The organism is Candidatus Aminicenantes bacterium, from assembly GCA_026393855.1.
Taxonomy (GTDB): Bacteria; Acidobacteriota; Aminicenantia; order Aminicenantales; family UBA4085; genus UBA4085.
Genome location: JAPKZJ010000024.1, coordinates 1 through 20618, shown reverse-complemented (window position 1 = coordinate 20618; position 20618 = coordinate 1). Strand labels below are relative to the sequence as shown.

Sequence of the window (20618 nt, the reverse complement as noted above, 5' to 3'; positions counted from 1 at the left end):
CCATGATTATCACCGTTCAAACTGGGCAGGTCAAGGCGGGGCCCGTCTCTTGGAGGGGTGACGCTCTTGTGTTACATTGAAAATCCATGGAAGATGCCCGCTGGGAGATCCCCGAAATCGGAGCCGCAGCCAAGGCTCTGGCTGCGGAGCTCCGGATTCCCCTGCCCTTGGCCCAGGTCCTGACCAACCGCAAGCTGGGCGACGCCGCCGCGGCCAGGGTGTTCTTGCACGGCACGACGGCCGATCTGTTCGATCCCTACTTGTTTACCGACATGGCCGCCGCCGTGGCCCGAATCGAGCGGGCTATCGCCGAAAAGCAGACCATTCTGATCTTCGGCGACTACGACGTGGACGGGGTTCTATCCACGGTCATGCTCCACAAGGCTTTGCGCGACCTGGGCGGGATCGTGGAGTATTTCATCCCCGAGCGCCTGACGGACGGCTACGGCATCAAGGACGAGCATCTCGAGGTCGTCAAGGCCCGCGGGGCGAGCCTCGTCATCAGCGTCGATTGCGGCATTCGGGCCGAGGGCTTCGCGGCCAAGGCGACGGAAGCCGGAATCGACCTGATCATCACCGACCATCATCTGCCGGGGGACGCGATCCCGGCCGCGATCGCCGTCATCGACCCCGTCGTGGCGAGCGCGGGCTATCCAGAGCGCGGGCTGGCCGGGGTGGGGGTGGTCTACAAGCTGATCCAGGCGCTGTTCGAGCGGGCCGGCAAGTCCAAATCCCTCCGCCATTACCTCAAGCTGGTGGCCATCGGCACGATCAGCGACATCGCCCCGCTCTTGGGTGAAAACCGAATCTTGGTGAAGGAAGGGTTGAAACTGCTCGAGGAGACTTCGATCCTCGCTTTGGAGGAAAGGGCGGAAGAAACAAAGTCGGGGAAAAAAGGCTCTCTGCCTCCGGGTCTTCCCAGCCTGCTTGATGCCAGCGGACTGCTCGGCCGCAAAGTGACCGAGGGCGATATCGGGTTCCGCATCGGACCCCGCATCAACGCCGCCGGCCGGATGGGCCAGACCGATCTCGCCGTTCGGCTTTTCTTCTCCGACGATCTCGCGGAAACGCGCGAGATCGCCCGCCGCCTCGACGAGCTCAACCGCGATCGCCAGGAGGCCGAGGAGGCCATCTTCCGCCAGGCCGAAGAGAAGGTTCGATCCCGCGGCCTCGACTCCCGTTACCGGATCCTGATTCTGGGGAGCGAGTCCTGGCACCGCGGCATCATCGGTATCGTCGCCTCGCGGCTCAAGGATGCCTTCAACCGGCCGGTCATTCTCTTTTCCTATGCCGACGGCAAGGCCCACGGCTCGGGCCGCTCGATCTCCGATTATTCGCTCATCGATTGCCTGGATACCTGCCGCGGGCACGTGCTGACCTACGGCGGCCACACTTACGCGGTCGGATGCACCTTGATGCGGGACAATCTGCCGGCTTTCAAGGCGGCGGCCAACGCCGATGCGGACGCCCACATCACGGACGACCTGCTCCGCCGGCGGCAGCGCGTAGACGCGGAGGTTTCTTTCCCGGAGATCGACCGCGTCTTCTTGGGCGTCCACGCCCTTTTATCCCCCTTTGGGGTCGGCAATCCGCGGCCCGTGTTCGCGACCAGGGGAGTGGAGATCGCGGCCGGGCCCCAGGTGCTCAAGGGCAAGCATCTGAAGATGTGGCTCCGCCAGGGCGAGCGCACCTTCGAAGCGTTGGCTTGGGATCGGGCCGATTGGGCGGACCGCCTGCCCAAAGGCGGTCGGGTGGACATCGCTTATACCTTCCTGTTCTCGACCTATAACGGCGAGAGCCGCTTGCAGCTCTCGCTCGAGGGGATCAAGCCGTGAGCGGGCGTTCCGCCGGCGGCGGAGGGGGCTGGCGATTTGTCCGGGCCTTGCGGCTGCTCCTGGCCGTTCTGCTGGCGGCAGCCGTCGTCATCATCGTCGTTTATTTTCTGACTCATCTGCGTCGCTCCGGCGGGACCGAGCCGGTCCAGGGCGAGCTGCCGCCGCAGAAGATCCAGTCGCAGAAAGAGCCGATCTACCGCGAGTTCAACCGCGACTTGAGCCGGATGGAAATCAGCGCAGCCCGCAACCGCTTGCAGCCCGACGGCCGCTTCCGCCTGGAAGGCGAGCCCGGCAAGCCGGTCACCATCATCGATCGCGGGACCAAGGGCGGCCGGGATATGCGCTTTACGGCTGACCGGGTCGATTACGAGAAGGGCTGGGAAAAGGCTGTTTTCACCGGGAACGTCTCGATTGAGATGCGCGGCATGACCATCCGGGCCGACGCCTTCGCCTATGACAAGGCCACCGACCTCATGCGGAGCCTATCCGCGGTGACGATCCGGGCCAGCCGCTTCCAGGGCCAGGCCAGGTCCTTTGTCTATTCCCTGCGCGACGACTCGGCCGTCCTGTCCGGCGAGGCCCAGTTTACCCTGATCGATCCCAAGAACGAGAAAGCCCCGTTCATCCTGTTCGGCGACCGGATCGCGTTCAACTATGCCCAGCGCCGGGCTCGACTGGAGGGCGGCGTCCGCTTGTCGCACGGGCAGAGCCGCGGCCGGGCCGACGCGGTCGAAATCCAGCTTTTCGCCGAAAAGGACGACTTGCACATCCTTTGGCTCATGGGCAACGCCACCGCGGCTTTGCGCGAAGCCAAGCCGGCGTCCTCGGCTAAGGCCGCTCCCAAGGCCAAACCGGAAGTACCCGCCGGACCTTCTTTCCAGCCGGTCTTCTCCCTGGAAAGCGACACCCAAGATATCTCCGCCGACCAGCTCATGTTGACGGCGTATCCCGATGCGCCCTCGATCAACGCCGTGCGGGCTCGCGGCGGGGCTTCCTTCGTCCTCATCGCGGCCGACGGCGGCCGGACCAGGATCCAAGGCGACGCGGTCAATTTCGGCTTCAACCGGCTGGGCCGATTGGAGGGGATGACCGTGCGGGGCGGCGGTTCGTTGACGGCCCGGGACGCCGGCCAGTCCGGCGAGCGGCGCCTGGCCGGGAACCCCATCCTCTATGAGGGCTCAACCCGGGTCCTGAAGGCCTTCGGCAGCGAAAAAACCAGGGCCATATCCGCCGAGCCCGGCCGGGAGATCAGCGCCGATTGGATCCTGATCTTCATGCAGAACAACAACGCCAACGCCTCGGGCAACCTGACCATCGTGTTCCAGCGCGAGGCGGACAAGGCCGGCCCCTCGGGATTTTTCAAGCCCGGCAAGCCGGCCTTCATCCGGGGCGGCTTCCTCAGCTACCTCGACAAGGACAGAAGCCTGCAGGTCCGGACTGCGGTCCGGATGTGGCAGGACGACCAGATCCTTGAGGCTCCCGAAGCGGCGATCTCCCTCCAGACCGAGGTGCTGACGGCAACGGGGGGTGCCGGTTTCCGCTTCGTCCAACCGGCCGGCAAGAACCGTCCCGCGGCGGCCGTCCAAGTCGGCGGCGAGAAGATGGATTTCGATCCCCAGAGCCGCCAGGTCGTATTCCGCGGCCAGGGCCGGTTGCGGACCCGCGATGTGGACCTGAAGGCTGATTTGTTGACCGTCGTTCCCGATAAAGAGCCTGGCCGGGCCCGCTCGATCCAAGCCCGGGGTACTGTCGCCATCAAAAAAGGCGACCGCGAGGCCTTCGGCGAGGCTGCCGACTACGACGTCGAAGGGGACACGATCGTCCTCACCGGGCACCCGTATCTTGTCGATAAAGAACGCGGTACGGTCCGGGGCGACAAATTGACATTCCGATTATCGGATGGTAACATCCAGGTCGAGAACCGGGCGCAGGAACGATCGGAGATCGTCATCAAGTCGTGACCGATGAAATCGCAGCTAAAAGCCGTCGGTCTTCGCAAAAGCTACCACGATAAGACGGTCGTCGACGACGTCTCCCTGGAGATCCGGGGGGGCGAAATCGTCGGGCTCCTCGGCCCCAACGGAGCCGGGAAAACCACCACCTTTTCCATGATCCTGGGCCTCGTGCCCCAGGACGCCGGCCGCGTTTTCCTGGACGACGAAGACATCACCTCCCTGCCGATGTACCTGCGGGCCCGCAAGGGCGTCTGCCTCCTGCCCCAGGACCCCAGCGCCTTCCGCAAGCTGACCGTGGAGGAGAACCTCTTTTCGATCTTCGAGACCCTGCCCGGGGAAAGCGCCGGTGCGGCGCAGGCTTCCGCCATTCTGGGCGAGCTGGGGCTGACCCCCCTAGCCAAAGCCCGGGCCTTCACCCTGTCCGGCGGCGAGAGGCGGCGGCTGGAAATCGCCCGAGCCCTGGCCACGGGGCCGTCCTTCCTGCTTCTGGACGAGCCGTTCACCGGGATCGACCCGATCGCCATCCAGGACCTGCAGGCCATCATCCGCTCTCTCAAAGCCCAGGGCCTGGGCATTTTGATCACCGACCACGCCGTTCGCGAGACGCTCCGGATCTGCGACCGGGCCGCCATCATCGATAAAGGGGTGGTCTTCAAATCCGGCACGCCGGAGGAGATCGTGGCGTCCGAGGGCGTCCGCCGCACCTATCTGGGGGACGAGTTCCGCCTCTGAGGCGGGAACGCGGCCGACCATGATGAAGCAACGCCTCGACCAGCGGCAGGTCCAGAAGCTCATTCTGGCGCCGGCCCTGCAGCAGGCCATCAAGCTCCTGCCCATGACCAATCTGGAGCTGATCGAGGTCATCGACGAGGAGCTGTCCGAAAACCCCATGCTCGAGCTGGAGGGCGAGTCGATCGACCGCCAGGCCGAGGCCAGCGAGGACAACGCGCCGGCCGAGTCCGCCAAGACCGAGGCCCTCGAGGCCGGACCCGAGGAGCCGGCCGGGAACGACGACGACGCGGCCTTCGAGTCCTATTTCCAGGAATACTTCGACGACGGCTTCCGTCCGTCCTCCCAGGAGCGGCGCGAGATCCCGGCCATGGAGAACACCCTGGCCGGCGAGACGACCCTGTGGGACCATCTCGACTGGCAGGCCAACCTGACTTTCCACGAACCGGTCGAGCGGGATATCGCCGAGCGCATCATCGGCAACATCAACGACGACGGCTATTTGACCGTGCCGCCGCTGGAGCTGGCCGAGACGATCGGGGTGCCGGTCGAACGGGTCGAAGCCGTCCGCCGCACGATCATGGCCTTCGACCCCGTCGGCGTCGCGGCTCTCGAGCTCAAGGAATGCCTGCTGGCCCAGATGGATTATCTCGAGATCAAGGATGAGACGGCCCGGACGATCGTCACCCAGCATCTGGGGCTCTTGGAGAAGTGCGACTACGCCCAGTTGGCCAAGCTCTTGGGCCGGCCGGCCTCGGCCGTCAAATACCACATCGAGGTCATCAAGCGGCTCGATCCGACCCCGGGCCGCAAATACAGCAAGGCGCGCCCGTCCTATATCACTCCCGACATCATCGTGACCAAGGAGGGCGACGACTTCAAGATCAGCCTCAACGACGAGGGTCTGCCGCGGCTGCGGATCAACGCCTATTACCGCCAGCTCCTGGCCAAGGCCTTCAAAGACAACCCCGACGCCTACCACTTTCTCAAGGACAAAATGAAGAAGGCCCTGTGGTTCCTGCGGAGCCTCGACCAGCGCGACCAGACCATCTTCAAGGTGGCCCGTTACGTCGTCGACAAACAGAAGGACTTCATCGACAAGGGCATGGATTTTATCCGGCCCCTGACCCTGATGGAGATCGCCCAGGAGATCGGGGTCCACGAGTCCACCGTCGGCCGGGTGGTGGCCAACAAGTTCATCATGACGCCGCAGGGCGTCTACTCGCTCAAGTACTTCTTCCACAAGGCCCTGATCGGCGACGCCGGCGAGGACGTCTCCTCGCTTCGGGTCAAGGACCGCATCCGCAAGATGGTCGAGGCCGAGGACAAGACCGCCCCGTTCAGCGACATGGAGATCGAGGCCGTCCTGGGCCGGGAGAACTTCCACATCGCCCGCCGAACCGTGGCCAAGTACCGCAAACAATTGAAGATCCTGCCCTCGCATATCCGGAAACGGAAATACCAGATGGAGGGGACGCCATGAACCTGCAAATCACCTCGCGCCATGCCGCTCTTGTGCCCCAGCTGCGGGCTTTCAGCGAAGCCCGCCTGAAAGAGATGGCCAAGCTGCTGGCCTTCGCCACCGACGTCGACGTCATCGCGGCCAAGCAGCGCGACAACTTCAAGATCGAGATCCACGTCCTGGGCAAGGGCGGCGGCTTGCTGGTGACCGAAGAAAGCCGCGACCTGGAGAGCTCGGTCCGCCGGGCCTTCGAAGCGCTGGAGAAGAAGCTGAAGAAGGAGCGCGAGAAGTTACGGGAGAAGAAGCGCCGCGGCGGCCGCGAGCGCAAGATCCTGGCCTCCCCGGTCGAGCCCGTTTCGCCGCCCGAGGCCGAACGGCGGGTCATCCGGGCCGACTATTTCGCCGTCAAGCCGATGTCGGTCGAGGACGCCCTGATGGCTTTCGAAGCCAAGAAGCGCGAGGTTCTGATGTTCCGGTCCGATGACGGCGGCCGCTGGGCGGTCCTCTACCGCCGCAAGGACGGCCACGTCGGGCTGGTCGCACCCGAATGACCCGCGCCCTTCCCCGCCCGCGCGCCGCAACCCCGGGCCTCGCCATCGTCCCGGGAGGCCTCCTGCGGATGTACGGCCTGGGCGTCCTGATCGTCGGCGACAGCGGCGTCGGCAAGAGCGAGAGCGCCCTGGAGCTCGTCTGCCGGGGGCACCGCTTCGTCACCGACGACGTCGTCCAGATCGTCCGCAGCGCGCGCGGCCGGGTCATCGGCCGGGCCCCGTCCCTGAGCCGGTTTTTCATGGAAATCCGCGGCCTGGGCATCATCAACATCCGGCAGATCTTCGGGCCGCACTCGATCGCCCTGGAATCGCCGATCGACTTGGTCGTCCGGCTGAAAAAATGGCAGCCGCGCAAGGAGTTCGACCGGCTCGGTCTGCGCTTTCCCGAGGACACCCTCGTCCAGGGGATTCGCGTGCCCCAGATGAACATCCCGGTCGCCCCCGGCCGCAATATCGCCACCCTCATCGAAGTCGCCTGCAAGGTCCATCTGCTGCGGCGGCGGGGCTACATCGCCTCGCTCGACCTGTGCGGCAAGCTCGACCGGGCCCTCACTCGGCGCGAGCCCCGGAAGGGAAAGGCATGAAGGACGACCGTTTCCTGATCCTGACCGGGCTGTCCGGATCGGGCAAGACGGTCGTCAGCCGTTTTCTGGAGGACCTGGGCTACTACTGCGTAGACAATTTGCCGGCCAAGCTCATCCCGACGCTCCTTCAGCTCTGGCGCCGCCGCGAGCTGGCCATCGACCGGGTGGCCCTGGTCGTGGATATCCGCGAGCACGGCTTCCTGACGGACTTTCCCAAGGCCTGGGAGGAGATCCGGCGGACCGGGTCGGCCCGGCTGATCTTCCTGGAGGCCTCGGATGACACGCTGGTCAAGCGCTTCGGCGAGAGCCGGCGGCCGCACCCGCTGGCCCGCCGGCGGTCGGTCTTGGCGGGCGTGCGGCTGGAGCGGCGCCGCCTGGCCGGGATCAAGAATCTGGCCGACGAGGTCATCGACACCTCCCAGACCTCGATCGCCCAGCTCAAGGAGAGCTTGGGCCGGCGGTTCCAGCGCCGGCGCCGGCCGCCCCTCCACGTCCTGATCGTCAGCTTCGGCTACAAGTACGGCCTGCCGCTTGATGCCGACCTGGTCTTCGACGCCCGCTTTCTGCCCAACCCGTTCTATGTCGAGGATCTGCGGGCCAAGAACGGCAAGAACCGCCGGGTCCGCGAGTTCGTTCTGGGGGCGGTCGAGAGCCGGGCTTACCTGGAGGAGATGGGGCGCCTCCTGCGCTTCCTTCTGCCCCGGGTCGCGGCCGAGGGTAAGAGCCGCCTGGTGGTCGCCGTCGGCTGCACCGGCGGCAAGCACCGTTCGGTGGCCGTGGCCGATGCCCTCAAGGATACCCTTCAGGCCTTGAAATATGATATAAAGGTCGAGCATCGGGATATTTATAAATGATCGGCGGCATCATCGTTTCCCACGGCAAGCTGGGCGAGGAGTTCCTGAACGCCCTGACCATCATCCTGGGCGAGGCCCCCAATATCGAAGCGGTCTCGATCGGCTGGTACGACGACGTCGAGGACTCCAAGAAGCGCATCGGCGCCAGCCTGAAGAAGGTCGACCAGAAGAGCGGCGTCGTCATATTCACCGACATGTTCGGCGGCACCCCGTCCAACCTCAGCTTCACCTTCCAGAAGGAAGGCCAAGTCGAGATCATCACCGGCGTCAACCTGCCCATGCTGATCAAGTTCTGTTCCCTGCAGCGGTCGTCCGGGCTCAAGGATACGGCCCGCAAGGTCGTCGAGCAGGCCCGCAAGAACATCCACCTGGCCAGCGCCCTGCTGGCCGGCCCGAAGAGCTAAGGTCCTCATGATCGAACGCAACGTCCAGATCAAAAACCGGCTCGGCCTGCACGCCCGGGCCGCCGTCAAGTTCGTCAACACCGCCAACCGCTTCGGGGCCGACATCCGGATCATCAAGGACGGCTCCGAGATCGACGGCAAGAGCATCCTGGGCATCTTGACCTTGGCCGCCACCCAGGGCTCCTCGATCCTGCTGCGCCTGAAGGGCGAGGACGAAAAAACCGCCCTGCAGGCCCTGGTCGAGCTCATCGACGGCCGCTTCGGCGAGAAAGAGTAGGCCATGGACATCCTGCGCCTGCGCGGAGTGGGCGTTTCGCCCGGGATCGCCCTGGCCGAGGCCTTCCTGACCGAGCGGGTCGTTTTCTCCGGCCGTACGACCCCGATCCCGCCTGCCCGCGCCGCGGCCGAGATCCAGCGCTTCCGCCAGGCCGCCGATCGAACCCGGGAAGAGCTCGTCCGGGTCCGCGACACCATCCAGGCCCGGGTGGGCGAGGAACACGCCTTTATCTTCGACGCCCATCTGTTGATCCTGGACGATCCCACCCTCAAGACCGGGGTCGAGCGCAAGATACGGGACGATCACGTCTCGGCCGAGAGCGCCCTGACCGAGATCCATTCCCACTACGCCCGCATCTTCGACGCCCTGCCCGATGAGACCATGCGCCTGCGCAAGTCCGACGTCACGGACGTCATGACCAAGCTCTACCGCAATCTAGCCCCGGACGAGGGTGGAGCGGAGCCCGAGGTCGACCACCCGACCATCCTGGTGGCCCATGATCTCCTCCCTTCCGAGGCCGCCGTCCGGTTCAGCCAGGGCAACGTCCTGGCCGTGGCCATGGACATGGGCGGGCCGACTTCCCACGCCGCCATCCTGGCCCGCTCGATGAACATCCCGACCGTGGTCGGCCTGCACGACATCACCCAGCGCATCCGCAACGGCGACATCCTGATCGTCGACGGCACGGACGGCGAGGTCATCGTCAACCCGCCGCCCGCGGTCCGCAAGGAATTCCAGAGCAAGAAGGACAAGTACGACGCCTATCGCCGCGAGCTGCGCAATGTGGCCAAGCTGAAGTCGGCCACTCGCGACGACGTCCGCTTTTTCCCGATGGCCAACATCGAGCTGCCGGAGGAGATCCACCATGCCCTGTCCTACGGGGCCGAGGGGGTGGGCCTGTTCCGGTCCGAGTTCATCTACCTGCAGCGGGACGCCCTGCCGACCGAAGAGGAGCATTTCGCCGTCTACTCCAAGCTGGCCAAGGACGTCTATCCGCACCCGGTCTATATCCGGACCATCGACATCGGCGGCGACAAGAGCCTGCCGATCCTGCGCATCCAGAAGGAGCCCAACCCGGCCCTCGGCCTGCGGGCCATCCGCTTCTCGCTCAAATACCGGGAGATCTTCCGGGTCCAATTACGGGCCATCCTGCGGGCCAGCGCCCAGAAGAACATCCGGGTGACCATCCCGATGATCACCGAGATCGAGGAGATCGGCGAGATCAAGCTGCTCTTCGCCGAGGTCAAGGCCGAGCTGGCCGCGGCCAAGATCCCCTTCGATCCGGACCTGCCGCTGGGGATCATGATCGAGGTTCCGGCGGCCGCCGCCCTGACCGACATCCTGGTCAAGGAAGTCGACTTTCTCAGCATCGGGACCAACGACCTCATCCAGTACTACCTGGCTGCCGACCGCTCCAACGAGGACGTGGCCTATCTCTACAAGCCCCTTCATCCGTCGGTTCTGCGCCTGCTCCGGTTCGTCATCGAGACGGCCGACCGGGCCGGCAAGGAAGTGGCCGTCTGCGGCGAGATGGCCGCCGACCCGCTGCCGGCCATGGTTTTGCTGGGGCTCGGCTTGCGCCGGTTCAGCATGAACCCGATCTTCATCCCGCGGGTCAAGAAAGCCCTCCGGGCGGTCGAGGCCAAGACCGTCCGCCGGGTCGTCCACCAGGCCATGGCTCTCAAGTCGGCTCAAGAGGTTGAGGAATTCCTGATCGAGAAGCTCCTCATCCGCCATCCCGAGGCGTTTCTCCAGATCGGCCTTTCGTCCTGACGTCCGGCTTCCCGGCAGTTCGTGCCGGGAAAACGGCGTCGGGGTTCGGGCATAGAACACCGCAAGGAGGCTCGCGCATGGAAGCACAGTCGTTCACGATCAGCAACATCGTCATCGGAGTGGCCATCATCCTCTGGTCGGCCATCGTCGGCATGGCCATCATCGCCTTCGGCCAGCTCCTGCTGGCCATCCGTGAAATGGCCCACAATTCCCGCAAGGAAGGCGTGCACGGCCCCCACTACAACATCCTCCTGCTGGTGGCCAAGGTCAACAACCTGCTGGGCTGGCTGGTGCTGGGGCTGGGCCTGGCCTTCGGGATCTACATGCTGGTGGCGGGGCACCCGATCATGCTGCAGGCGCCGGTGCAGACCGGGGCGACGATCTGATTTACTTGCTGGCCGGATCGGTCCGGCCGTAGACGTCGTCTATGCGGACGATGTCGGACTCGTCCGAGTCGCCGAGCCAGATTTCCATGATCCGGGCCGGGGCCGTCCCGGCCGAGCGGAGGCGGTGAGCCGCGCCGCGGGGAATGTAGATTTCTTCGCCGCGGGCCGGCCGCCAGGTCCGTTCGCCGACCGTGATTTCCAGCCCCTCGTCCAGGGCGACCCAGAACTCCGCCCGCCGGGCGTGATACTGCAGGGACAACGTCCCGCCCGGGTCGACCGTGATGATCTTGATGGCTGCGGCGTCGCGGGGAGGATAAGAGCGGAATCGGCCCCAGGGCCGGCGATCTTCGAGGATGGCGTCGCGGTAGGCCCGCTCGTCGTCAGAAGGGGACTTCATCGTCGCCCCCGGCCTCACCCGGGCCGTCGTCGGCCGGGAACTCGGAGACGACCGGGTCCTGATAGACCGGTCCGCTGGACGGGGTCGCCGGCCGGCGTTCGTATGTCTCGCCCTCGGGTCCGCCTTCGCGCCGGCCCAGCAGGACGATGCTGTAAGCTTCGATCTCGGTCGTGGAGCGCTTGTTGCCGTCCCGATCCTGCCAGCTCCGGGTCCGGAGCTTGCCCTCGATCAGGACCTGCTTGCCCTGGTCCAGGTATTTTTCGCAGAACTCGGCCAGCTTGCCCCAGACCACGATCCGATGCCACTCCGTCTTGGCCGTGGATTCGCCGGTCGTGGGGTTATAGGCTTTCTCGTTGGTGGCCAGGCTGAAGCGGGCCAGGGAACGATCGCCCTGGGGCAGGACTTTGATTTCGGGCTTTTGGCCCAGTCGCCCGACGAGGATGACCTTGTTCAGACTGTTGACGTCTCTCATTGTCGTTCCAGGAGCTCCTTCAGCTTCTCTTGCGCCTGGCGGGCTTCCTCCGCGATGGGGTACTTGGCCACCAGGTACTTGAGCACGCCCACGGCTTCGTCCTTCCTCTTCAGCTCGGCCAAGGCGTAGCCTTTCTTGAGGTAGGCCGCCTCGATCTTATCGCTCAGCGGAAAGGTCATGATCAGGTCGTCCAGGGCATCGACGGCCTTCTGGTACTTCTTCTGGCTGTAATAGCACTCGCCGATCATGTACAGGGCGTTGTCGGCCAGGGGGCTGGCCGGAAAGGACTCCCGGTACATGGCGAAGCCGTCAATGGCCAGATCGTAGTTGCCCTTGCCGTAGTCGGCCTGGGCCGTGTTGAAGACCTCGACGGCCGACAGGTTGCCCGTCGGCGGCTTGGCCGGATTGTCGGGCTTGTTGGCGTCCGGATCGGCCTTGCCGGCCGGTTCCTTGTCGCGGGGCTTTTTCCCTGGGGGGGCGTCGTCCTTGGGCTTGGCCTCGGGATCGGTCGAAGCCGCCGGCTGGGATTTGAGAGCGCCGACTTCATCGACCAGCCGGCCCAGGAGGGCTTCGACCTGGCCCAGCTTGTCCGTCAGGACCTGGTACTGGGTCGGGACGGCGCGGACGCCGTCCCCGATCTTGGCCTGATCGGTCTGCAGGGCCTTGACGGCGGACTGCAGCTGCCCGAACAGGTCCTTGATTTGGCGAAGATCCTCGGCGGTCGAGTCGAGCTTTTTGTCCAGGCGTTGGACCTGCTGCTTCAGCAGCTGAACGTCCTCGTAGAGAAGCTCGTAGGTCTTCTTCTCCCGATCCTGACCGGCCGCCAGGCCGGCCAGGATGAGAACGAGCGCCGCCCCGAGGGCTTTTTTCATGGCCTTAACGGCTTATTTTTCGATGATCAGGAACTGGTCGCGGCGGTTCTTGGCGAAGGCCGAATCTTCCTTGCCCATGTCGAGGGGCTGGCTCTTGCCGTAGGAGATCGTCTTCATCCGTTCGGCCGGGATGCCCAGACCGACGAGGTATTCATAGGCGGCCTTGGCCCGCTTCTCGCCCAGGGCCAGGTTGTAGTCTTCGGTGCCGCGCTCGTCGCAATGGCCTTCGACGAGGATCTTGGCGCTTCTCCACTTCTTCAGCCAGGCGGCGTTGGATTCCAGGGTCGACTTGGCGTCTTCCCGGATATCGAACTTGTCGTAGTCGAAGTTGATCAAGGCCAGGGGCTTTTCCTTGTTGATCTGGTCGAGCGACTTGGCCAGGAAGACTTCCTCTTCGCTCAGCGACGGCTTCGCAACCGCGGGCTGCGAGGCGACCTGTTCAACCTTAGGCTGTTCCTTAACCTGCGGCGCGGAGGGGGTCGGCTTGACCTTGGGCTTGCAGGACGTGGCGAAAGTGACGGCGACGATACAAACAAGGGCCAGGATGAGAGCGCGTTTCATAGATCCTCCTCTAAGTGGTCATGCGGCCGAAACCGCAAATAGGTTCGTTAGGGCAGCCTCTTATTTACATGAATTCGGGCGGCCTGTCAACGAAAAGGGGCTAAAAGGGGCTAATTGCTCCAATCAGCCAGCTTATTCTGTCCTTTGGCCGTCAACGGGCGCAGATTGGCCCCGTCGACGTCGATGGCCCAGACCTGGGTCCCGCCCTTCATGTTGGAGGTGAAGACGACGTGGCGGCCGTCCGGCGACCAGGAGGGCGACTCGTTGCGGGCGTTGCTCTCGGTCAGCTTCTGGATGGCGCGGGTCCGGATGTTGTAGATGTAGAGATCGAAGACATTGTCGACCCGGGCCACGTAGACGATCTGGTCGCCGTTGGGCGACCAGGCAGGCGAATCGTGGTAATTGGCCCCGAAGGAGAGACGGCGGATGTTGCCGCCTTCGGCGTCCATGAGGTAGATCTGGGGCGTCCCGCCGCGGTCCGAGGTGAAGGCGATCTCGCGGCCGTTGGGCGACCAGGTCGGGGAGATATCGCTGGCCGGCGAGAATGTCAGGCGCTTGATCTTGCCGACCCGGGTCGGGCCGGACTCGACGTCGGCGGCATAGATTTCTTGGTTTCCGTCCATGGAGGAGCCGAAGGCCAGCTTTTTGCCGTCGGGCGACCAAGTCGGCGTGAAATTGCCGCCCCGGATCGAGACTGTGGTCCTCTTGCCCTCATAGACATCCAGAATGTAGAGCCCGGCAACCAGATTTTGGTACGAAGTATAAGCCAGGCGGGAGGCATCAGAGGCCCAGGCAGGCGAGTAGTCCAAAACTTTGTTGAAGGTCAGCCGGGTTTGATTGGCCCCGTCGTAGTCCATCATGTACAGCTCGTCGTTGCCGTCGCGGTCGCTGACAAAGGCGATCTTGGAGGTGAAGAGCGGCTTCTCGCCGTAGGACTTCATGATCTCATCGGCCATGCGGTGAGCCAGAAAGCGCAGGTCGGCCGGCTTGGCCTGGTAGCGCTTGCCCGGCAGGATCTGGCGCTTGGACTTGACGTCGTAGAAGTTGCGCTCCAGGACCAGGTCGCCGTTGGACCCCAGCGAGACCTCGCCGGTGAAGAGAACGGCGGCGTTGATGGACTGCCAGTCCTCGAAGCGGATGGTCCGCAGGCTTTGGGTCTGGATGTAGGCGTAGTAGCTTTTGGGCAGGAGGGCGAAGACGCGGGTGTACTTGAGATCGGCCTCCAGGATGCCGTGGATCTCGTCGGCTGCAGCCCGGGCCTGCGCGGAGGCGGCAAAGGGCGGCAGGGCGAAGGAGATGGCGGGCTGGCCGTCGCGGATGGTCAGGACGACTTCCTGCTGGGCGGCGGCCGACCCGGCGGCGGCGAGGAGGAAGGCGATCAGTCCGAACAGGAGAAGAGAGAGTTTTTTCATTTAATGTACTCGAAGATGAGAATGATGCCCAGGTACTCCTCGTCGTAGTCGTCGGGGAGCGGGGGGAAGGGAGCGGCGTCGGTGACGGCCCGCTGGGACGACAGGTCGAGCGGGCGCAGGCCGCTGGGCTCCTTGACCTCGACCCGGGAGATGGTGCCGTTGCGGAAGATGCGGAAATAGACCGTGGTCCGGAAATTGCCCGTGACTCCGGGATCGACGAGCGACTCGCGCCAGCGGCCGGAGATGCGGTCCTGGATGTTCTGGAGGTAATACTGGTAGGGGAAGTTGGACTCGCCGATCATGCCGCCGTAGCCGCCCAGTCCGGCGCCCTCGCCGTAGCCGGGGGCGCCGCCGCCGATGGTCAGGCCCGTCCCGCCGCCCCCGCCGGTCCGGCCGGTCGAGGTTCCCGTGGTCCCGGCCGTTTTGTCGGCCGGCGTCTTGCCCGTCTTGGCGTTGGGATCAGGCCGGTTGAGCGAAGCGGCTTTCTTCTCGGGGACCGGCTTTTTACGGGCCGGCTTGGTCTTGGATGTCGGGTAGCGAAGCTCGGACCCCGCGTCCGCCTGGACTTTCTGGGCCGTGGTCAGGTCGCGAAGCTGCGGCTTGGGCAAGGGGGTCTCGGCCACGGTTTCGGTGGCCCCCCCGCCGGCCGGGCCGCGCATTCCGCCGCCGCTGCCGCCGTTCCCGCCGCCTCCGCCCATCGAGCCCAGATTGACGAAAAGAATTTGGCCCTTGGGGCCGGACTTGGGCAGGCTGGGGTTGACGATGAACAGCAGCAGAAGCGCCAGGTGGGCCCCCGCCGACCAATAGAGGGCCCTCTTGAAGGCCCGGTTACTCATTCCTTGTCCTTGACCTCTTTGGGCTCGGTCATCAGGCCGACCACTTCGACCCCGGCCTTCTTGACCAGGTCCATGATCTCCATGATGTAGCCATAGGGGAGGTCCTTATCGGCCTGCAGAAAGACGACTTTCTTGGGCTTGCCGGCGAAATAATTCAGTATTCTCTGCTCGAGCAGGTTGACGTTGATGATCGACTCGCCGATGTGGATGTACTTGTCGGGCGTGATGGTCAGGCGCAGGCCGTCCTCGGCCGGGGCGTTGTCGGTCTCGGCTGTGGGCAGGTTGACGCCGATGCCCGACTGCATCATCGGGGTGGTGACCATGAAGATGATCAGCAGGACCAGCATGACGTCGATGAACGGGGTGACGTTGATCTCCGACAGCGAGGTTCCGATCTCGCGCTTGGAGCGGAGAGAGCCGAGCTTAGGGAGTACCATAGAGGCGCTCCGCGATGCTCAGGAGCTCGAGCGAGAAATCCTCCATGTCCGTGATCTGGTCCTTGATCCGGTGCAGGAAGGCGTTGTAGGCGATGACCGCGGGGATGGCGGCGAACAGCCCGACCGCGGTGGCGATGAGGGCCTCGGCGATGCCGGGGGCGACGACGACCAGGCTGGTCGAGCGGGTGACGCCGATGCTGAGGAAGGTGTACATGATGCCCCAGACCGTGCCGAAGAGGCCGATGAAGGGCGTGACGCTGCCGGTCGTGGCCAGGAAGCCCATCATCTTTTCCATGCGGGCCACCTCGCCGTTGCTGGCCTTGGTCATGGCCCGGCCGAGGTTCTCCAGCCGGGAGCCGTTGCCGTTCCCGGTCCCGGCCGCGCCTGCCGCCTGCTGCTGCTTGGCCAGGTAGGCGATTTCCTTGTAGCCGGCTTGGAAAATGGAGGCCAGGGGGCTGCCCGGATAGGTCTTGGCGGCGTCCTGAACCTCGGTCAGATTGCGGCTTTTCTTGAAGACCTCGAGGAACTTGCGCGACTGGGCGGTCGCGGTCCGAAGGGCCCGCCGTTTGTAGATGATGATGGTCCAGGAAAAGACCGAGAAGAACAGCAGAATGAGGAGGATGGCCTTGACCACCAGGGTGGCGTCGGAGAGAAGCTTGATAATATTCATGGGCGTCCGGACAATTGTAGCACAGGGGGGCGGGGAATGAAAAAGGGCAGCCAGAGGCCCCCCGCGGGGAAATCCGTTAGTGCTTGATAATCTCGGTTGGAATCTCGACGGTGGAGAACTTATATCCCTCGTATTTGGCGGAGGTCACGGAGCGGGTGAAGATGTTGGCCCCGCCGCCGTCATAGACTTCCTCCGTGACGTGTTGGCTGGGGAAGCGGAGACCGTTTTGTTCAACCCGAAACTCGGTCAGGGATTTGATCTGGGGTTTCATTTTGTACCGATCGGCCACGGCCAGGACCTCTTTCCATCCGCCGAAGGTCGTCGGGTCCCACTCGATCTTCAAGACGGCCCCGTCCTCGATGCGGACCCACGCTTTGCCCGACAGGGCTCGTTCGCCGCCCGTGTCCTTGGGGGCGCAAACGATCACGGCGGTAGGTTGGCCCTTGATTTTCTCGGTTTTCAACAGAGTATAAGTGTGCGTTTCCCCCGCCGTTTGGCCCAGCAGCCGGGAAGGCCCGAAGAAGATGTCGGCGAACGCAAAATGGATGGACTTTATCCGGGTGTCGAATTCCTCAAGATCTTCGCCATCCTTCTTCAGTAGATCCCGCCGCTGCTTCATGCCGGCAGAATTTCGAGTGTATTGGTAGTCGTAGAGATAGGTCGTGTCCAAGAAAGACTCCGCCGGAGGAGGCGTTACCCGGAGCGCTCCCGGCTTGGACGACACGAACGTCGGCATGTTCTGCATGGAGATCCCTTGCGGCTGGCTGCGGGTATTGGTCTTCTCTTTGACTTCCTCCCGACAAGTGAAGTCCAAGGCGGCCGCGTCCAAGCGCCGGCAGTAGCTTTGGGCTTTGGCCAGGACGGCTTCCAAAGTCACGTCGGGACCGGCGGCTTTCCGAGGGCCCGGCGCGGCTTCGGCGGTCAAACCGGCCACGAGAAGAAAGCACACCGCGGTCCTAACGAGCTTCCGTTTGTTCATGGTCACCCCCCATAATCATTATGTTCAAAGCGGGGTCGGATTGTCCAAGATCGGCTTGCCTGCCCGATGGCTCAATACTCCCCGTCTTTTCCGGCTGCCAGATTCGGGCCAAATCGTTCCGTCTTGGGGGAACTTCAGTGTCACGACTGGAGCGTCCTTTTTAGGGGACAATTGGTACATAAAGAAGCCTCTTCCATTCTGTGTGGGATGGTGAAGCGGAGTAGTATCCGGCCAACGGCGAAATAGCGAGGTTTTAGCCTTTTTTTGCCCCTCTTCGAGGGGACCCAACGGGCGCCGAGGGATGTTTGAGCACGCGACCATCTGGCGGAATCGAAACGGAGGGGGAGGTCAAGAAGATTGGGTGATCTGGGACGCGCAGTTCCGCCCTCGCGGGGATTGTCGAAGCGACGTCCCTACGAGGACTGCGAAGCGCTTGAGGCGCCGAGGAGAGCTGTGGGAAAAGGCGAGAAGAGGCCGAAACCGCCCTCGCGACGACGTGCGAAGCGCTAGTCGTTACGAGGACTACCAAAGCGTTGCCGGGCCGCACGCCATGACGCAGGCCGCACAGAATGGAAGAGATTCCGCTATAACGAGTTCTTATCCCAGCAGCCGGTCCAGAATGTCCAGGGCCACTTCCTTGGCCATCTCTCCGCTCTCCTTGGTCGGGCCGACGCAGGACGGGCAGCCGTCCTTGCAGGGGCAGGCCTTGATCGTCCGCAGGCAGTGCTCGAGGAGGGTCGTGTCGAGGTCGTAGAGCGAGGGGCTCAAGCCGATCCCGCCGGGGTAGTTGTCGTAGATGAAGATGTTGGGCTCGAAGTCCGTGTCGGCGTAAACCGGGCCGCGCAGGGGCTGGATCTTGGCCAGCAAATCCTTGGGCGGGATGGACTCGCCGGTCGAGTTATCGCCCAGCGAGACGCCGATGTCGTGGATGTCGCACATCAGGAACAGCGGCGCCACGTGATGCATGATGTAGGCCAGGCCGTAGAGGCCGTTGATCTTTTGCTCGGAGGAGTATTCCAGGGACTGCAGCATGTCGGCCGGGACGGTGACCCAGTAGGCCGTGGTGTGCATCTCGTTCTGGGGCAGGCTCAAGTCGCCCGCGCCGACGTTCTCCATGGTGTGAAACTTGATCTTCTTGAACCCCACGACCTGCGTCGCCACGTGAACCTCGCCGTGGCGGACGTCGAAGCGGTCCAGCCGCTTCTTGTCGAACTGGTCCAGGATCTTGATCTTGGTGTAGTCGATGGCGTCGGTGTAGTAGTCGATGTCGGTCTTCTTGACGTAGGCCTTGCGCTGCTCGTAGTCGAGCTTCTCGACGAAGTACTGCTCGCCCTCGCAGATATAGATGGCCTTCTCGTGCAGGGTGGTCAGGGCGGCGGTGAAGTCGACCTCGGCGATGACTTTGTGGGGACCGGTCGTGTCCACGACTACGAAGTTGTCCGAGCTGATCGAGCGCAGGCTGACCCCGTCGGCCGGGTAGGCGTCCGAGGTCCAGTACCATTTGTCCTTGGAGTGGTGGACGAGCTTCTCCTCCTCCAGGAACTTGAGGATCTCGCCGATCTCGGCCCGGCCGAAGGTCTCGCCGTCCTGGAAGGGCAGCTCGAACGAGGCACACTCGATGTGGCTGATCAGGATGGTCAGGTTGTCGGGGTTGATGAGGGCCTTCTCCGGGATGCCGCCGAAGAAGTAGTCGGGGTTGTTGACGATGAACTGGTCGAGCGGGGCGCTGTTGGCCACCAGCACGGCGGCCGAGGTGCCTGTCTTCCGCCCGGCTCGGCCGGCCCGCTGCCAGGTCGAGGCGATAGTGCCGGGGTAGCCGGCCAGGACGGCCACGTCGAGGGTCCCGATGTCGATGCCCAGCTCCAGGGCGTTGGTCGAGACGACGCCCAGGATCTTGCCCTCGCGCAGGCCCTTCTCGATCTCGCGGCGCTTGATCGGCAGGTAGCCGCCGCGGTAGCCGCGGATCAGGCCCTCGTCACGGATCGTCTTCTCGATGTCCTCCTTGAGGTAGGTCAGTAGGACTTCGGTCAGCAGGCGGCTCTGGGCGAAGACGATGGTCTGCAGGCCGTGGCGCAAAAAGATGGCGGCGATGCGGCGGGTCTCGTTGACGTAGGACCGGCGGATGCCCAGGGCGGCGTTGACGACGGGCGGGGTGTAGAAGAGAAAGTACTTCTCGCCCCGCGGGGCGCCGTTGTTGTCGACCAGAACGACCGGTTCCTCGATCATCTTCTCGGCCATCTCGACCGGGTTGGCGATGGTGGCCGTGCAGAGGATGAACTGCGGCTTGGCCCCGTAGAAGGCGGCCACCCGCTTCAGCCGGCGCAGGACGTTGGCCAGGTGCGAGCCGAAGATGCCGCGGTAGTTGTGCAGCTCGTCGATGACGATGTACTTGAGGTTCTCGAACAGCTTGATCCACTTGGTGTGGTGCGGCAGGATGCCGGAGTGGAGCATGTCCGGGTTGGTCAGGACGATGTGACCGCGAGCCCGGATGGCCTTGCGGGCGTCCTGCGGCGTGTCGCCGTCGTAGGTGAAGACGCGGATTTCGCCGGGCAGGGTCTTGAGCGTCTCGTCCAGCTCGGCCCGCTGGTCGTTGGCCAGGGCCTTGGTCGGGAAGAGATAGAGGGCCCGGGCCGAAGGGTCCTTGACCATGGCGTCGAGGACGGGCAGGTTGTAGCAGAGGGTCTTGCCCGAGGCTGTGGGGGTGACGACGACGGCGTTCTTGCCGGCCGTGACGGCTTCCCAGCAGGAGTGCTGGTGGGTGTAAAGGCGCTCGAAGCCCTTGCCCTTGAAGGTTTTAACCAGGTCGGGATGGACCTCGGCCGGGTATTCCTCGTACTTCCCCTCTTGGGCCGGCAGGTGCTTGACGGCCTTCAGCGAGTCGGTCTTGAGGGCCAGGTCGCGGATGAGCTCGAGGGACTTGAGGAGGCTTTCGGTGCGGGTCATGGGCTTTGCGTCCATGCTAGCCCAGAAGCGGGAGTCGTTCAAGAGGCCGGGAGAGCGTCGAGCGCGGCCAGCAGCTCTTCGAAGATGATCGGCTTGTCCAGGCAGGCGAGCGGGTGGAGAGGCCGGACCCGCGCCAGGAAGGCTTCGTCCTGGGGATAGCCGGACATGAAGATGATCGGGACGCCGCTCCCCTCGGCGCGGATGCGTGCCGCGGCCTCGATCCCGTCCA

General features: G+C 64.2%; 22 protein-coding genes. 11 read left to right on the top strand and 11 right to left on the bottom strand.

Annotation, left to right across the window (positions count from 1 at the left end; translation table 11 throughout):
• Positions 1-86: 86 nt before the first annotated feature.
• The 11 genes from recJ to NTZ26_03585 all read left to right on the top strand — a co-directional run bounded on the left by recJ (position 87) and on the right by NTZ26_03585 (position 10810).
• Complete coding sequence (recJ, locus tag NTZ26_03635; protein ID MCX6559584.1) at positions 87-1835, top strand: single-stranded-DNA-specific exonuclease RecJ; 1749 nt, start codon at positions 87-89, stop codon at positions 1833-1835.
• Positions 1832-3796, top strand: coding sequence for an LPS export ABC transporter periplasmic protein LptC (lptC, locus tag NTZ26_03630; GenBank protein MCX6559583.1), 1965 nt, complete (start codon positions 1832-1834; stop codon positions 3794-3796). Before recJ ends, lptC begins: the two co-directional genes overlap by 4 nt.
• Positions 3797-3799: 3 nt before the next feature.
• Positions 3800-4522: an LPS export ABC transporter ATP-binding protein gene (lptB, locus tag NTZ26_03625; GenBank protein ID MCX6559582.1), complete on the top strand. Its 723-nt coding sequence runs from the start codon at positions 3800-3802 to the stop codon at positions 4520-4522.
• Between the two features lie 19 nt (positions 4523-4541).
• Entirely contained in the window at positions 4542-6002 is a 1461-nt protein-coding gene (rpoN, locus tag NTZ26_03620; GenBank protein MCX6559581.1) for an RNA polymerase factor sigma-54, read from the top strand.
• Positions 5999-6532: a ribosome-associated translation inhibitor RaiA gene (gene raiA / locus NTZ26_03615; GenBank protein ID MCX6559580.1), complete on the top strand. Its 534-nt coding sequence runs from the start codon at positions 5999-6001 to the stop codon at positions 6530-6532. Before rpoN ends, raiA begins: the two co-directional genes overlap by 4 nt.
• Entirely contained in the window at positions 6529-7116 is a 588-nt protein-coding gene (locus tag NTZ26_03610) for a hypothetical protein (GenBank protein MCX6559579.1), read from the top strand. The genes raiA and NTZ26_03610 overlap by 4 nt, the downstream gene beginning before the upstream one ends.
• Positions 7113-7970, top strand: coding sequence for an RNase adapter RapZ (gene rapZ / locus NTZ26_03605; GenBank protein ID MCX6559578.1), 858 nt, complete (start codon positions 7113-7115; stop codon positions 7968-7970). The genes NTZ26_03610 and rapZ overlap by 4 nt, the downstream gene beginning before the upstream one ends.
• Complete coding sequence (locus tag NTZ26_03600; GenBank protein MCX6559577.1) at positions 7967-8374, top strand: hypothetical protein; 408 nt, start codon at positions 7967-7969, stop codon at positions 8372-8374. The genes rapZ and NTZ26_03600 overlap by 4 nt, the downstream gene beginning before the upstream one ends.
• 7 nt (positions 8375-8381) lie before the next feature.
• Positions 8382-8651, top strand: a complete 270-nt coding sequence (locus NTZ26_03595; GenBank protein ID MCX6559576.1) for an HPr family phosphocarrier protein — start codon at positions 8382-8384, stop codon at positions 8649-8651.
• Between the two features lie 3 nt (positions 8652-8654).
• A complete protein-coding gene (gene ptsP, locus NTZ26_03590; GenBank protein ID MCX6559575.1) occupies positions 8655-10424 on the top strand; it encodes a phosphoenolpyruvate--protein phosphotransferase in 1770 nt (589 codons plus the stop codon).
• 77 nt (positions 10425-10501) lie between these two features.
• Positions 10502-10810: a hypothetical protein gene (locus NTZ26_03585; GenBank protein MCX6559574.1), complete on the top strand. Its 309-nt coding sequence runs from the start codon at positions 10502-10504 to the stop codon at positions 10808-10810.
• Between the two features lies 1 nt (position 10811).
• Here NTZ26_03585 and NTZ26_03580 read toward each other — a convergent pair whose 3' ends face one another.
• The 11 genes from NTZ26_03580 to NTZ26_03530 all read right to left on the bottom strand — a co-directional run.
• Positions 10812-11207 (bottom strand): phosphomannose isomerase type II C-terminal cupin domain, encoded by a 396-nt coding sequence (locus tag NTZ26_03580; protein ID MCX6559573.1) that lies wholly within the window; start codon positions 11205-11207, stop codon positions 10812-10814.
• Complete coding sequence (gene ssb / locus NTZ26_03575; GenBank protein ID MCX6559572.1) at positions 11191-11679, bottom strand: single-stranded DNA-binding protein; 489 nt, start codon at positions 11677-11679, stop codon at positions 11191-11193. The genes NTZ26_03580 and ssb overlap by 17 nt, the downstream gene beginning before the upstream one ends.
• Positions 11676-12551 carry an outer membrane protein assembly factor BamD gene (gene bamD, locus NTZ26_03570; GenBank protein MCX6559571.1) on the bottom strand — a complete coding sequence of 292 codons (876 nt, stop codon included), beginning with the start codon at positions 12549-12551 and terminating at the stop codon, positions 11676-11678. The genes ssb and bamD overlap by 4 nt, the downstream gene beginning before the upstream one ends.
• A 12-nt stretch (positions 12552-12563) precedes the next feature.
• Positions 12564-13112 (bottom strand): peptidoglycan-associated lipoprotein Pal, encoded by a 549-nt coding sequence (gene pal / locus NTZ26_03565; protein MCX6559570.1) that lies wholly within the window; start codon positions 13110-13112, stop codon positions 12564-12566.
• 110 nt (positions 13113-13222) lie between these two features.
• A complete protein-coding gene (tolB, locus tag NTZ26_03560) occupies positions 13223-14524 on the bottom strand; it encodes a Tol-Pal system beta propeller repeat protein TolB (protein ID MCX6559569.1) in 1302 nt (433 codons plus the stop codon).
• Positions 14521-15360: an energy transducer TonB gene (locus NTZ26_03555; protein ID MCX6559568.1), complete on the bottom strand. Its 840-nt coding sequence runs from the start codon at positions 15358-15360 to the stop codon at positions 14521-14523. The genes tolB and NTZ26_03555 overlap by 4 nt, the downstream gene beginning before the upstream one ends.
• On the bottom strand, positions 15357-15797 hold the full coding sequence (locus NTZ26_03550; protein MCX6559567.1) for a biopolymer transporter ExbD: 441 nt from the start codon (positions 15795-15797) through the stop codon (positions 15357-15359). The genes NTZ26_03555 and NTZ26_03550 overlap by 4 nt, the downstream gene beginning before the upstream one ends.
• A complete protein-coding gene (tolQ, locus tag NTZ26_03545; protein MCX6559566.1) occupies positions 15784-16467 on the bottom strand; it encodes a protein TolQ in 684 nt (227 codons plus the stop codon). The genes NTZ26_03550 and tolQ overlap by 14 nt, the downstream gene beginning before the upstream one ends.
• A 76-nt stretch (positions 16468-16543) precedes the next feature.
• The gene (locus tag NTZ26_03540) at positions 16544-17446 is read right to left on the bottom strand and encodes a hypothetical protein (protein ID MCX6559565.1); all 903 of its coding nucleotides are present in this window, start codon (positions 17444-17446) and stop codon (positions 16544-16546) included.
• 597 nt (positions 17447-18043) lie between these two features.
• A complete protein-coding gene (locus NTZ26_03535) occupies positions 18044-20389 on the bottom strand; it encodes a DEAD/DEAH box helicase (protein ID MCX6559564.1) in 2346 nt (781 codons plus the stop codon).
• Between the two features lie 38 nt (positions 20390-20427).
• The coding region (locus tag NTZ26_03530) for a histidine kinase (protein ID MCX6559563.1) at positions 20428-20618 on the bottom strand (191 nt) is incomplete at its 5' end.

Bases quoted from the DNA above. Each gene is read 5' to 3' on its own strand.
- rpoN (MCX6559581.1), top strand. From the start codon at position 4,542: ATGATGAAGCAACGCCTCGACCAGCGGCAGGTCCAGAAGCTCATTCTG.
- NTZ26_03550 (MCX6559567.1), bottom strand. From the start codon at position 15,797: ATGGTACTCCCTAAGCTCGGCTCTCTCCGCTCCAAGCGCGAGATCGGA.
- NTZ26_03585 (MCX6559574.1), top strand. From the start codon at position 10,502: ATGGAAGCACAGTCGTTCACGATCAGCAACATCGTCATCGGAGTGGCC.
- NTZ26_03535 (MCX6559564.1), bottom strand. From the start codon at position 20,389: ATGACCCGCACCGAAAGCCTCCTCAAGTCCCTCGAGCTCATCCGCGAC.
- NTZ26_03555 (MCX6559568.1), bottom strand. From the start codon at position 15,360: ATGAGTAACCGGGCCTTCAAGAGGGCCCTCTATTGGTCGGCGGGGGCC.
- rapZ (MCX6559578.1), top strand. From the start codon at position 7,113: ATGAAGGACGACCGTTTCCTGATCCTGACCGGGCTGTCCGGATCGGGC.
- tolB (MCX6559569.1), bottom strand. From the start codon at position 14,524: ATGAAAAAACTCTCTCTTCTCCTGTTCGGACTGATCGCCTTCCTCCTC.
- ssb (MCX6559572.1), bottom strand. From the start codon at position 11,679: ATGAGAGACGTCAACAGTCTGAACAAGGTCATCCTCGTCGGGCGACTG.
- NTZ26_03595 (MCX6559576.1), top strand. From the start codon at position 8,382: ATGATCGAACGCAACGTCCAGATCAAAAACCGGCTCGGCCTGCACGCC.
- raiA (MCX6559580.1), top strand. From the start codon at position 5,999: ATGAACCTGCAAATCACCTCGCGCCATGCCGCTCTTGTGCCCCAGCTG.
- recJ (MCX6559584.1), top strand. From the start codon at position 87: ATGGAAGATGCCCGCTGGGAGATCCCCGAAATCGGAGCCGCAGCCAAG.
- pal (MCX6559570.1), bottom strand. From the start codon at position 13,112: ATGAAACGCGCTCTCATCCTGGCCCTTGTTTGTATCGTCGCCGTCACT.
- NTZ26_03580 (MCX6559573.1), bottom strand. From the start codon at position 11,207: ATGAAGTCCCCTTCTGACGACGAGCGGGCCTACCGCGACGCCATCCTC.
- tolQ (MCX6559566.1), bottom strand. From the start codon at position 16,467: ATGAATATTATCAAGCTTCTCTCCGACGCCACCCTGGTGGTCAAGGCC.
- ptsP (MCX6559575.1), top strand. From the start codon at position 8,655: ATGGACATCCTGCGCCTGCGCGGAGTGGGCGTTTCGCCCGGGATCGCC.
- NTZ26_03540 (MCX6559565.1), bottom strand. From the start codon at position 17,446: ATGAACAAACGGAAGCTCGTTAGGACCGCGGTGTGCTTTCTTCTCGTG.
- bamD (MCX6559571.1), bottom strand. From the start codon at position 12,551: ATGAAAAAAGCCCTCGGGGCGGCGCTCGTTCTCATCCTGGCCGGCCTG.
- NTZ26_03600 (MCX6559577.1), top strand. From the start codon at position 7,967: ATGATCGGCGGCATCATCGTTTCCCACGGCAAGCTGGGCGAGGAGTTC.
- NTZ26_03610 (MCX6559579.1), top strand. From the start codon at position 6,529: ATGACCCGCGCCCTTCCCCGCCCGCGCGCCGCAACCCCGGGCCTCGCC.
- lptB (MCX6559582.1), top strand. From the start codon at position 3,800: ATGAAATCGCAGCTAAAAGCCGTCGGTCTTCGCAAAAGCTACCACGAT.